The 12972-nt window shown below is 60.6% G+C and carries 9 protein-coding genes; 2 read left to right on the top strand and 7 right to left on the bottom strand.

Annotated elements, in window-relative coordinates; genetic code table 11:
* Nucleotides 1–81: 81 nt before the first annotated feature.
* The gene (msbA, locus tag AC07OV_RS28640; protein WP_495093474.1) at nucleotides 82–1887 is read right to left on the bottom strand and encodes a lipid A export permease/ATP-binding protein MsbA; all 1806 of its coding nucleotides are present in this window, start codon (nucleotides 1885–1887) and stop codon (nucleotides 82–84) included.
* A 158-nt stretch (nucleotides 1888–2045) separates the two neighbouring features.
* Here msbA and AC07OV_RS28635 point away from each other — a divergent pair, with 158 nt between their 5' ends.
* Nucleotides 2046–3902 (top strand): O-antigen ligase family protein, encoded by a 1857-nt coding sequence (locus AC07OV_RS28635; RefSeq protein WP_495093473.1) that lies wholly within the window; start codon nucleotides 2046–2048, stop codon nucleotides 3900–3902.
* A gap of 56 nt (nucleotides 3903–3958) precedes the next feature.
* Here the strand turns inward: AC07OV_RS28635 and AC07OV_RS28630 are convergent, their stop codons facing one another.
* The 6 genes from AC07OV_RS28630 to AC07OV_RS28605 form a co-directional block, all read right to left on the bottom strand.
* Nucleotides 3959–4840: a glycosyltransferase gene (locus AC07OV_RS28630; RefSeq protein ID WP_494998996.1), complete on the bottom strand. Its 882-nt coding sequence runs from the start codon at nucleotides 4838–4840 to the stop codon at nucleotides 3959–3961.
* Complete coding sequence (locus AC07OV_RS28625; RefSeq protein WP_495093472.1) at nucleotides 4837–5985, bottom strand: glycosyltransferase; 1149 nt, start codon at nucleotides 5983–5985, stop codon at nucleotides 4837–4839. The genes AC07OV_RS28630 and AC07OV_RS28625 overlap by 4 nt, the downstream gene beginning before the upstream one ends.
* Before the next feature lie 56 nt (nucleotides 5986–6041).
* A complete protein-coding gene (locus AC07OV_RS28620; RefSeq protein WP_494998994.1) occupies nucleotides 6042–7442 on the bottom strand; it encodes a PIG-L deacetylase family protein in 1401 nt (466 codons plus the stop codon).
* Entirely contained in the window at nucleotides 7439–8335 is an 897-nt protein-coding gene (locus AC07OV_RS28615) for an antimicrobial resistance protein Mig-14 (RefSeq protein ID WP_495093471.1), read from the bottom strand. The genes AC07OV_RS28620 and AC07OV_RS28615 overlap by 4 nt, the downstream gene beginning before the upstream one ends.
* The gene (locus tag AC07OV_RS28610; protein ID WP_494998992.1) at nucleotides 8336–10093 is read right to left on the bottom strand and encodes a carbamoyltransferase family protein; all 1758 of its coding nucleotides are present in this window, start codon (nucleotides 10091–10093) and stop codon (nucleotides 8336–8338) included.
* Between the two features lie 153 nt (nucleotides 10094–10246).
* Nucleotides 10247–10603, bottom strand: a complete 357-nt coding sequence (locus AC07OV_RS28605; protein ID WP_176997175.1) for a YceK/YidQ family lipoprotein — start codon at nucleotides 10601–10603, stop codon at nucleotides 10247–10249.
* Between the two features lie 196 nt (nucleotides 10604–10799).
* On the opposite strand from AC07OV_RS28605, the gene AC07OV_RS28600 reads away from it, so the two are divergent.
* Nucleotides 10800–12884 carry a TonB-dependent receptor family protein gene (locus tag AC07OV_RS28600; protein WP_495093470.1) on the top strand — a complete coding sequence of 695 codons (2085 nt, stop codon included), beginning with the start codon at nucleotides 10800–10802 and terminating at the stop codon, nucleotides 12882–12884.
* Nucleotides 12885–12972: the final 88 nt, after the last annotated feature.

Below are 12972 nucleotides of genomic sequence, written 5' to 3'. Positions count from 1 at the left end.
CCCCCCCCCCCCCCCCCCCCCCCCCCCCCCCCCCCCCCCCCCCCCCCCCCCCCCCCCCCCCCCCCCGGCTCCTACAGAGCGTTAGGTGATGTCGGCGGAGACAGGCGCATCAAGGCCCATGGCATGCAGACGAGCGTAGTAGCCGTTCTGGGCCAACAGCTCGCTGTGAGTGCCACGTTCGACAATCCGGCCGTCGTCCATCACCAGGATCAGGTCAGCCTTCTCGATGGTGGACAGGCGGTGAGCGATCACCAACGTGGTGCGACCTTGCATGACCTTGTCCAGCGCCGCCTGGATGTGGCGCTCCGACTCGGTGTCGAGGGCCGAGGTGGCCTCGTCGAGAATAAGTAGCGGCGCGTTCTTGAGCAGGGCACGGGCAATGGCCAGGCGCTGGCGTTGGCCGCCGGACAGCAGCACGCCATTCTCGCCAACCTGAGTGTCGAAGCCCTTGGGCAACTGGTCGATGAAGTCCTTGGCGTTGGCATCCCGCGCCGCCGCTTCAACGTCCGCCCGCGGTGCGCCGGCCAGGTCGCCGTAGGCGATATTGTTGGTCACCGTGTCGCTGAACAGGGTCACGTGCTGGGTCACCTGGGCGATGTGCCTGCGCAGGTTGAGCAGCTTGTAGTCTTCAATCTCTACGCCATCGAGCAGGATTTCACCGCTCTCGTGGTGATAGAAACGCGGGATCAGGCTGGCCAAAGTCGACTTGCCGCTGCCCGAACGCCCCACCAGGGCAATCATCTGCCCAGGCTCGGCGGTGAAGCTGATGTCCTTGAGCACATGGCGCTCGGTGCCCGGGTAGGTGAAGTTCAGGTTGCGCACTTCCAGGCGACCGCTGACCTTGTCGCGCTCGATGGTGCCGTGGTCGACCTCCACCTCTTCGTCCAACTGCTCGAAAATGCTTTCGGCACCGGCCACGCCTTTCTGGATGGTCGAGCTGACTTCCGACAACTGGCGGATCGGCTTGGGCAACAGGCCGGCCAGGGTGATGTAGGCCACCATGTCACCGGCCGAGGCATCGCCGCGAAGATACAGAACCAGGAACATCAGCACGGCCATGGCGGTGTAGATCACCAGTTGCAGCGCCGGGGTGTAGATCGCCCCGGTGCGGGTCATGCGCAGCTGCTTGTCGGTGTTGCTCTGGCTGGCCTTGAGGAAGCGTTTCTCCTCATAGACTTCGCCACCAAAGCTGCGCACCACACGGTAGCCCTGGATGGTTTCCGACGCGACGTGGGTCACGTCGCCCATGGCCACCTGGATCTTCTTGCTCTGCTTGCGGAATTTCTTGCTGGCCGTGCTCACCATCACCGCGATCAGCGGCAGAATGGCGATCATTACCAGCGTCAGGCGCCAGTTCATGAACAGCAGCGAGGCGAACAGGAAGATCACCGTCATGCCTTCGCGGATCACCACCTTGATGGCATCGGTCGCCGCCCCCGTGACCATGGTCACGTTGAAGGTAATGCGGGAAATCAGATGCCCCGAGTTGTGGTTGTCGAAGTAGCGGTTCGGCAGTGTCAGCAGGTTGTTGAACAACTGCACCCGCAGGTCATGGACCAGGCCCAGGGAAACCTTGGCCAACAGGTAGTTGCCCAGGAACGAGCCCAGGCCCTGCCAGGCGGCAATCAGGATGATCAGCAGCGGCACGGCCTGCAGCAATTGCAGGTCACGCAGAAAGGGCACGGTGGGGAACAGCACGGCCTCCGGGTTGGACAGGCCATCGACAAAGTACTTGAGGATGTAACCCAGCATTGGCTGGGTCGACGCGAAAATCAGAAATCCGACGATACTCAGCGCGAACAACCCCATATAGGGCTTAACGTAACTGAGCAGGCGGAAGTATATTTTCAAGCTCGAAGGGCTTGCGCTCGGACTGGAGTCGGTCATATCACGCGGCGTTTTGAAAAAGGAGGCTGACTTTAGCACAGCTTCTCTGTTGTACTTGCACCCGGCATGACCCGCAACCCGGTTGGATCCAACCGGAGACATTATATGGCCACTACTCTAAGATGGTCGGCTTTCTCTTTCTGGAATGGCTTTTCTGTATGCACTCCAAGCGCCTTATCTATGGCTCAAATCGCGTTTTCGACTTCCTGGTCCTATGGATTTTGCCCATTGGCTTGCTGCTGCTGCTCAGTTCGCTGTTCTTCGTGACCAACCGCAATGTGCTGCACAAGTTCTACTACGGTTTCTTCAGCGCCCCGACCTTGCTGCTCCTGCTCATGCGCCCCCGGGAAATCAAGGAGTTATTGCGTGAACCTCTCGCGATCGCCTTCCTGGTGTTTTCCGCCTGGGCATTGATCAGTCTGCTGTGGAGCCCAGCGCCCACCGCCGACACCGACCTGTTCAAGCGCCCCCTGCACACCTTCATGCTTTTTGCCGGCTGCGGGTTGTTGCTGCATTACCGTAACGAACTGTTCAAGCCGATTTTCTTCAGCGCAGCCGTGATCGCGTTGGTCGTCTGCCTGTGCAACCTGGTGGTGTTTGCGAAGGGCTTCACGCCCGGCATGCGCATGATCGGAGGGCGCGGAGCCCTCGATAACCCATTGCTCAGTTCCCATATCTTTGGCTTTTTCTGCGTCTATTGGCTGTACGTATGCATGACCACCAAGCGCCTGCAGGTGCTGTGGTTCAGCGTACCGGCCCTGACGATCATGGTGGCGACCGTACTGGCTACCGGCTCGCGAACGCCCTTGGTGGCACTGACACTGGCCATCCTGTGGATGTCGTTCGTCAGTCGCAACCGCCGCTCAGCACTGCTGATCTCCGGTATGGTGGTAGCCGCAACCGGGCTCCTGCTGCTTTACCCAGAAGCTATTACTGAACGCGGCAGCTCATTCCGCCTTGAACTGTGGGGCATGTCACTGCAACGCATCGCCGAACACCCGTGGATCGGCCACAGCTACGACTCCGAGCTGTACCTGACACTGGCAGAAGGCACCGAACTGCGCGAACCCCATAGCTTTGCCTTGGGCGTTCTGTACTACATCGGCATCATCGGCTTCATCCCGTGGATTTTCATGCTCGGCTGGGGTTTGTACAAAGGCCTCAAGCAACGCGCACAACCACTGTTCATCCTGGCATCGTCGCTACTGGCCTACGGCATCGGCGCCGGCCTCACCGAAGGTGGCGGTATCCTGTCGCGCCCCAAGGAGCACTGGTTTCTGCTGTGGATCCCGCTGGCAATCATCGCCGGCCTGAGCATCGCGCAGCGCCGTCGCAGTGTGCTGCGCATGCCTGTGGAAAACCTCAAGCTTGCCGCATTTGATCAACTGAGCAGCAACGCCCACGTGATCGAAGCCGATGGTCTTGGCCCAAAAGTGTTGCGCCTGGAAGACGGTCGTTTCCTCAAGGTTTTCCGCCCACGCCGCTGGTATACCTCGGGCAGCTTCAACCCGTATTCCGAGCGATTCGCCAGCAACAGCGAGCAATTGCGCACCCTGGGGATCCCTGCTCCGCAGATCCTCAACCTCCACGCCTTGCCCGATGGCAGCAGCGCCGTCGTCTACACGCCATTGCCCGGCCTGACCCTGCGCCAAGCCTTGCAAAGCCTGGACAGTAGCCTGCGTGAGTCATTGATCGAACGGTTCGGCCGCTTCGTCGCTGTACTTCACGAACGTGGCGTGTACTTCCGCTCGCTGCACCTGGGTAACGTGCTGTTGATGGACGACGGTGAGTTCGGCCTGATCGATGTGGCTGACCTGCGCATCTACCCATCACCCCTGCGCAATGCTCTGCGCCAGCGCAACCTGAACCATATGCAGCGCTACCCGCAGGACCGCAGTTGGTTGTTCGAAACCCACTTCGAGCAAATGGCCAAAGGATACGCCTCGGTCGCCACCCCAGAGGCCACGGCTAAAATCCGCGCCCAGGTGCTGAGCCTGGCCAAGCCCGCCATCTGAATAAAAAAGGCGACTATCACAGACTGATAGTCGCCTTTTTCATATCGTGCATTGCCTCACTTTCTGAGCGGCGACAAATACAGCCGCACCAGCCCACGCAAGGTCTTGCGCCCCCAGAACTTCAACGGGATCTGCTTGAGGATTTCCCGCGCCAACGGCCGGTCACGGTCGGCCGTTTTGAGGAACATCGAGTTCAGGAAGTTGTAACGCACGGCGTCATAGGCCGGGTGTTCGCTGAACTTAGCATAGCTCTTGAGGATGTTCTGGATCATGTAGCGGTGGTTCTTATAAGTATTGCTGGCATGCTGGCGATAGCGCGCCATCACTACGCCAAGGGCATCGATGGTGTAGCCAGCGGCCGTGATCTTCAGTTGGATCAACAGGTCTTCCAGTGGGATATCCGGATCAAAACCGCCGACTTCATCCAGCACTTCGCGACGAATCAGCATGGTCGGCGCCGGCGGGAAAGGCTTGCGGTCCATAAACATGTCGTCAAAATCCAGGCTGCGAAACGGCACGTCGCGACGCTGCTTCTTCTCCGGATGCAGGTTGCCTTCGCCATCGATCAATTCGATGTTGCCGGCGCACATCCCGACCTTCGGCTTGCCGTCCATATACGCGACCTGAATGGCGATACGGTCCGGCAACATGATGTCGTCGGAACCGAACGACGCGATCAGGCTGCCCTTGGCGCGCGCGATGGCACCATTGAGCGTCGCAGTCAGGCCCTGGTTCTTCTGCACCTGGAAATCAAAACCGTGCTCGGCCTGCAGGCGCTGAATACGCTCGACACTGTCGTCGGTAGAGCCATCGTCCACTACCAGCAACTCAATGTTGGGGTAGGTCTGGCCAAGCACACTGAGGATACTTTCTTCGATGTAACGGCCGTGGTTATAGGACGCGATAATCACCGAGACCAGGGGTTGTTGCGTCGTCATGCTCTACCTACTTCTTTCAAACCGGTTTCGATCAGGTCCAGGTATTTCTGCTGGAATTCAGCCAGGGCGTGATTCTGTTCCAGGTACTGGAACACCTGCTCACCCTTGGTGCGTAATTGTTCGTCGCTCATCGCCAGATAAGTGTCCAGGGCCGCCGTCAGCTGGTCGACATTGCCGGGCTCATGAGACAAGCCACCCGCCCCTTCAACCAGCGGCAACATGGCCGGGCCGTTGGAGGCGATCACCGGCAGGCGACCACTCATGCCTTCGAGCAACGCCAACCCCAGGCCTTCAAGCAAGGACGGCATGGTCCAGATATCAAAGGCGCGCACGTACTTGAGGCCGTCTTCGCGAAAGCCCAGCAAGTGTGCACGACCGGTCAGGCCCAGGCGTTCGATGTCGGCACGCAGGTCCGCTTCGGCGCGGCCCGAACCGATGATGCCGACCTGAACATTGGGGTATTTGTCTTTGAGGCGTGCGAAAGCTTGCAGCAGATGAGTGTGGCCTTTGATCGGCACCAGGCGGCCCAAAGCCCCGATGATGCGCGCATCCATGGGCAGCCCCAAGGCTTCACGCGCCTGGTCACGGGGCAACTGCAAGGCTTCAGCCTGGGGGATGTCGATGGCGTTGGTGACAAAGGTGGTGTTCTCGCGCGTGAAGCCACAATCGAGGCCGACCAAATAATCCCTGACCGCCGCCGACACCCCGACAAACCGCCACGCCGGGCTGACCAACCGACGCGTCTGGCGCCGACGGTAGGCCCGCTCGTACTCGCCAAACCCGTGGGAGATGCCGATACACAATGGGATTTTCAGCCAGCGGTTGAGCGACAGCATCATGTTCACCGACTTGAAGCGGTTACAGATGACCACGTCGAACTTCTGTTCACGGCAATACTTGTAGATTTCCCACATGGCGCCCAGGCGGATGCCCTTGAGGGCTTTCTCGGGGAATTCGAAGTATTTGGAGTGGTCCGCCACGCTCAAGGGCTGGCCGGTCTGCGGGCGCCCGCTGAGAAACGCCGACGTGACCTCGAAACGCTCAGCGGGCAACGCCTTGACGATCTGCTCACCGAGATCGGCGAAGTCATTGACCTTGACGTTATAGTCCGGCTGTAACTGCAAAACCTTGAAACGAGGTTTCATATCACTCCATGGGGCAGTCAAGCTGCGGGCGGGCAGCCTGACGAAAAGATAAAGACTCAGTCCTGCTTCAGCACCCAAAGCAACTCGTGACGCCGCACCGCCTTGCGGAAGAATTCATTCTCTCCATAGGGCGATGGGTCACGGCCGGCCAGGACTTGCTGCAATAGCCGGCGCAGGCGACGCTTGAACGGTGCACGTGGCTGCAAGTCATGCATCATGCCCAACGCCATGGCCTTGTCCTGCTGATGGCTCAATGATACCACTCGGCAATAAGGCTCAAGTATTTGAGTCGCATCAAACTGTGGTGGCAACGCCACACCGGCACCGGCATCGCCCATGGGCCAGCGGTCATTATCATGCAGGTGATTGGCATAACCGAGCAATGTCGTCGGCTGCCACTCCAACCCTTGCAGGGCATCGATCACCGCAGCATGCGCACAGATGTGATCCGGGTGCGGATCCAGTACCGGCGTCGGCAACACAATGACCTCAGGACGTGCCTTGAGCAGCACAGCGCGCAGATCAGCAATCAGGTTAGTCCAGGTCGGCGCGCCGTCCACATCTCCCGGTAATGCGAAAGCGTTGAACTGACGGAACAGCCGCGTATCGTCCAACTGCGCCTCGCGAGAAGCCTGTGGCTGATCCGGCGTGGCACGCATGGCCGGCAATTGCAGGCAAAAATAGCCCAACTGCACACATTGCGCTTCGGGAACCCCGGCCCAACGCGGCACGGCAATACTGTCCCAGGCGCGCAAGCGGCCCTTGAGGCGCGCCGCATCGGCTTTGGCCAGGCCCATCTGTTGATAATGCTCAGCTTCGATCTCGCCAGCGGTGAGGGTCACGATCCAGCTTTCATCAGCCTGGCTGTAAAGGCCGAAGGCAGCCAGCTCGGCATCATCGGCATGGGGAGCGATCACCATGACCCGCTGACGCGCGTAGTCCGGGTGACGGAACACCCACAGCGTGGGCTGACCGACGACGCGGCAATACCGACCGCGCAAACCCAACTCGCCTGCCGCCAACGCCTGCGCCGAACCGGTGAGGTTGATAAAACGCTTGCCGGACACACCACGCTCAAACGCTTGGCGATCGCCCGACAACTCAACCGCAGGGTCGAGAAAACGTCCCAGCCAGCTGCTTTCAAGCTGCACTTCGACGACCAGGGTTTCATCACCGACCAAACCCAACGGCACGTCCGGTACCAGCCGGCCAGCTTCCAGGCGCAAGCCTGCCTGCTGGGTGCCCGCCGCGAAGGTGTACTGGTAGTCATCTTTGGGCGAGTAGAAGAGGTGGTCGGCAAACCACGCTTCATGCGCCACCCACAACAACACCGCCAGGATCAGCGGCAACCACCAGGCCACCAGCACGCCGGCCGCAACCAACACCAGCAAGCTGACTAATAGGGCAATGCGTTTGTTGCGCCGATGGCGCTTGAGCAACTGTTGTTTGCGACTCATACGCTGAACACCGGTACGGGGTTGCACCAACGCTCTTTGTATTCACGGTCGGCACGCCCGAAGGAAAAACGCAGGGGTTTGTTCAAGGCGCGCGCCTGCTCCCAGGCACTTTGCGTGTTGAGAAAACTCAATACGCTGCCGGGGCTGAACGCACGGGTTTCAGGGTCGACCCCGCCATTGACGTACTCGATGCTCACCCACTCGGGCGCCTCGACGCGGTACACCAACTGCACGGCGATGGGGGCGTCATTGAGAAACAGCACCGAGCCGATCAAAAACTCCTTGAGCAGCTCCAGCACTTCAGCCAGGCGCTCGGCGCCGGTGGCGGCAAACCCCCAGCGGCGCTGGAACAGGTCGCAATAGATCGCCGCCAGTTCAGTGCTGGAAAACTCGCTGACCGCCCGCACCACGCCGCCCGCTTCTTCCAGCAAGCGCAACTCGCGGCGCTGGTTGTAGCGAAACTTCTTAGACAGGTCTTCCGGGGTACGCGCCATGGCCAATTGCTCGGCCTGAGGCTTGAGGGTACTGATGCGCCCTTCGTTCAGCGCCGACAGGTAGCGCCCGCGATGGCGCACCGGCAACTGCGCGCCTGCAGCAATCGGCAGGATGATCTCGGCATTGCCCAGGTCAAACAGGCCTTTCTTGCCGCTGCGCTTGAGCACGTCCTTGGACAAGGCCAGGTCGCGGCCCCAGGTGGCAATCGCCCCCTTGAGCTCGCCGTCCTGCTCCCAGCCCAGGTAACGCACGGGAATCTGCGCCAGGCTGGCCAGCCGCTCGATCACGCGCGGATGAGTGGCCACACTGCCGCCAAAACGCTGCCAAGCCTGGGCGTAAACCTCGGCCTCGACAGGCGCCCAGCCACGTTCACGCCAGCCCTGGAAGCGGTTCAGCATTTAGACCACAGCGTCATAAGGGTCCACGCCGTCCTTGACCACCAGAATGTCTTCCATGATCAAGTACTGCAGGTCGGAACCGAAGAACATGTCCAGCGCGTCTTTCGGCGAGCAGATCATCGCTTCGCCACGACGGTTGAGCGAGGTGTTCAGCGACACGCCGTTGCCGGTCAGTACTTCCAGCTCTTTCATCATGTCGTAGTAGCGCGGGTTGTACTCGCGCTTGAGCACCTGGGCGCGGGAGGTGCCATCTTCATGGACCACTTCCGGCACGCGGGTCTTCCACTCTTCCGCCACTTCAAAGGTGAAGGTCATGAACGGCGCAGGGTGATCGACCTTGATCATCTGCGGAGCCACGGTGTCGAGCATCGACGGGCAGAAAGGCCTCCAGCGCTCGCGGAACTTGATCTGGTGGTTGATGCGATCGGCCACGCCGGTGGCGCTTGGGCAACCGATGATCGAACGACCACCCAGGGCACGCGGGCCAAACTCCATGCGGCCCTGGAACCAGGCCACCGGGTTGCCGTCGACCATGATCTTGGCGATGCGCTTGGGCATGTTCTCGATCTTGCGCCAGTTCGGCTTGCTCTCGTGCTTGGCGCACGCGGCAATCACGTCTTCGTTGCTGTAGGACGGGCCGAGGTAGACGTGCTCCATCTTCTCCACCGGCACACCACGGGCGTGGGACACGTAGGCCGCCGCACCAACGGCGGTGCCGGCATCGCCGGACGCAGGCTGTACGAACAGCTCTTTCACGTCGTCACGGGCAATGATTTTCTGGTTCAGCTTCACGTTCAACGCACAGCCGCCCGCGAAGGCCAGCTTGCCGGTATCCTTGAGGATGTCGCCCAGGTAGTGGTCGATCATCTGCAGGGCCAGCTTCTCGAACAGCGCTTGCATGCTCGCTGCGTAGTGGATGTACGGCTCGTCGGCGATATCGCCTTCGCGCTTCGGACCCAGCCACTCGATCAGTTTTGGCGAGAAGTAGAAGCCCTTGCCCTTCTCTTTATAACGGCGCAGGCCGATGACGTTGGCGTATTCGGTGTTGATCACCAGTTCGCCGTTCTCAAAGGAGGCCAGGCGCGAGAAGTCGTATTTGCTGGCATCGCCGTAGGGCGCCATGCCCATGACCTTGAACTCGCCGTCGAGCATCTCGAAGCCGAGGAACTCGGTGATCGCACCATACAGGCCGCCCAGGGAGTCCGGATCGTAGAATTCCTTGATCTTGTGGATCTTGCCGTTCTCGCCGTAGCCGAAGAACGTGGTGGCGTACTCACCCTTACCGTCGATCCCCAGGATCGCGGTTTTTTCCTGGAAGCCGGAGCAGTGGTAGGCACTGGAAGCGTGGGCCAGGTGGTGTTCAACCGGCTCGATCTTGATTTTCTTCGGATCGAAGCCCAGTTGCTCCAGGCACCAGACGATCTTGTTGCGGTAGCGCTTGTAGCGACGGTTGCCCATCAGGATCGCGTCGAGGGCGCGGTCCGGGGCGTACCAGTAACGCTTGGCGTAGTGCCAGCGCGCTTCGCCGAACAGGCTGATCGGGGCGAACGGGATCGCCACCACGTCAACGTCGGAAGGCTTGATGCCCGCCTGTTCCAGGCAGAACTTCGCCGACTCGTAGGGCATGCGGTTCTTTGCATGTTTGTCGCGTACGAAGCGCTCTTCTTCGGCGGCCGCGATCAGCTTGCCGTCGATATACAGGGCTGCGGAAGGATCATGGCTAAGGGCGCCGGACAGGCCAAGAATCGTCAATGCCACAGGGGTCTAGCCTCTTTTAGTCTGCATGCAGGCGGGTTGCGCCTGAAAAAAGTGTGCCTCTCGCCTGGGCGAGAAACAGCTAAAGGGCGGGATTATAGCGTAAACACGCCGCGTGATGATCTAGGGAATGTGGTGACCGGTTGTCACTGCACCCTAGCGGTAGATCTCGATACTGCCGTCCTTGCTCTGGCGGTAGATCGTGTAGGGCAGCACCAGCGTGTCCAGCACGCCCGAGGCCACGGCTTCGATGGCGATGACCGGGAAGGCATTGCCCGCGCTGTCCAGCACGCTCTGGTCTTTCAGGCTTTTTTCAGGCCTGGGTTCACCGTTGAGCGTGCAAAACCCGTAGATCACACCGCTGTAGATACGCGGTACGTTTTCACAGTGGCTACGCGAATCCTTGAGGTTCTGGCTGGCCACGGCGTCAGGGCGAAAAACCGTGTTGATGGTTCCGCAACCGGCAAGCGCCAGGCAGATCGCTATCCACCAGACTGTCGACGCAATCCTCACAAACCACTCCTTTTGACCCACAGGCCATGCTCATTGGCTAGGCTGACCACGCTAACATCGATGGCGTTCACAACCCAGCACGGGAATCCGGGTAGACCGCGTAGGACGATTCTCAAATGGTAAAAATCGGCCAAGCCATTAAACTCGCGCCCTTTTGCGCGTCTATGACCTATGCGCCACAGATTTCGGCTGCCCCATGAAAACCTTTGCCCGCTTCACCTTGATACTGCCCAGCCTGCTCTCCTTGAGTGCTCCCGCACAGGCGGATGATGCGCCGCTGATCCTCGACCCCAGCGTGGTCACCGGCTCACGCAGCGCCAGCCCGACCTTCGACCTGCCCTACTCGGTGAACAGCATCAGCCATGAGCAGATCAGCGACGGCCAACTGGGCATCAACGCCTCCGAAGCCTTGTCCCGCGTGCCTGGCCTGGTGGTGCAGAACCGCCAGAATTATGCCCAGGACCTGCAGATTTCCTCCCGTGGCTTCGGCGCCCGCTCGGCGTTTGGCGTGCGCGGCATCAAGCTGATCGCCGATGGCATTCCGGCCAGCACCCCCGATGGCCAGGGCCAGGCAGCGACGTTCAACCTTGATACGGCCGAGCGCATCGAAGTGCTGCGCGGCCCGGCCGCCACCCTGTACGGCAGCAATGCGGGCGGGGTGATCCAGATGTTTTCGCGTGACGGCGAAGGCCCGCCGCGTATCGGCGCCGAGACCCTGGTAGGCAGTGACGGCCTGAGCAAAAACCACCTGACGGCGGAAGGCGCCACGAATGGCGCAGGCTTTGTGCTCGACGCTTCGCGCATGGACACCGACGGCTACCGCGACCACAGCAGCGCACGTCGCGACCAGACCTTTGCCAAGCTCAACGTCCAGCCGGACGATGACAGTAAGCTCGCGCTGATCTACAGCAGCCTGGAGCAGAACGGCACCCAGGACCCACTGGGGCAAACCTGGGCAGGCTACAAGGCAGACCCGCGCTCGGTCGCACCGGCGGCGCTGTTGTACAACACGCGCAAAAGTATCGATCATCAGCAAATAGGCGTGAATTACGAGCGCTATATCGGCGATGCAACCCTGCAAGTGAATGCCTATACGGGACGGCGGAGTGTGATTCAGTACCTGTCGATCCCGGGTGGCACTGCCGCCGACAAGCGCGGCGGCGTTGTCGACTTCGACCGCACGTTCTACGGCGGCTCCGTCCATTGGCTGCAACCCATCACCAGCGCCCCCGGCGACCTGACCCTGATCACCGGCCTCGACTACGACCGCAGCAGGGATGACCGCCAGGGCTATTCCAACACCGTCAATGGTGTGCACGGCGTCAAGGGCACCCTGGGCCGTGATGAAATCGACACCGCCACCAGCCTCGACCCGTTCGTGCAGGCCAATTGGCTGCTCGGCGACTGGACCCTGCAAGCCGGCCTGCGCCACAGCAGCATGACCATGGACGTGGATGACCACTTCCTCAGTGACGGCAATGACAGCGGCAACAAGACCTACCAAAAGAACACGCCGTCAGTCAGCGTCATGTATGCCTTTACCCCGGACCTGCATGGCTATGTGAGCGCGGGCAAGGGTTTTGAAACCCCGACCCAGGCCGAGTCGGCGTATTCCAGCACCGCCAACGGCTTCAACTTTGCGCTCAAGCCATCGGTCAGCAAGCAATATGAAGTCGGCTTGAAGGCCCGTGTCGGCCAAGACACGCGCATTAATGCCGCGCTGTTCCAGATCACCACCGAGGACGAGTTGGTGGTGCAACAATCCGTCGGCGGGCGTACCACCTATCAAAACGCTGGCCGCACCTTGCGCCGCGGCTTTGAACTGGGACTGGAAAGCCAGTTGAGCGAACAGTGGAGCACCAACCTCGCCTACACCCGCCTGCAAGCCACCTATGACAGTGATTTCGTCAGCGGCGGCAACACCACCGTCGACAAAGGCAACTACCTGCCCGGCGTACCGCAGACCACCTTGTTCGCCGAGTTGAACTGGAAGCCCCGGGACTGGGTCAGCACCGCCCTCGAAGGCCTGTACCGCAGCAAGGTCTACGTCGAAGACACCAACACGCAGCACGCTGCACCCGGCTACAGCGTATTCAACTGGCGTGCGCGCTTCGAGCAGAAAGTCGAACACTGGACCTTCCACCAGACGTTGCGCCTGGACAACCTGCTGGACCGCCAATACGTGGGCTCGGTGATCGTCGGCGACGGCAATGGCCGCTATTACGAAGCCGCGCCGGGCCGTTCGTGGTATGCGGGCGCTGGCGCCGAATACCAATTCTAAAGCCAATACAAAACAACTGTGGGAACTGGCTTGCCGGCGATGGCAGTTTCAAATATTGCGGCGTTGTTGCGGACCTCATCGCCGGCAA

The organism is Pseudomonas sp. GW821-FHT09A09 (genome assembly GCF_059418405.1).
Note: the sequence above shows the minus strand (reverse complement) of the source record. Positions and strands in the feature narration are given on the sequence as shown.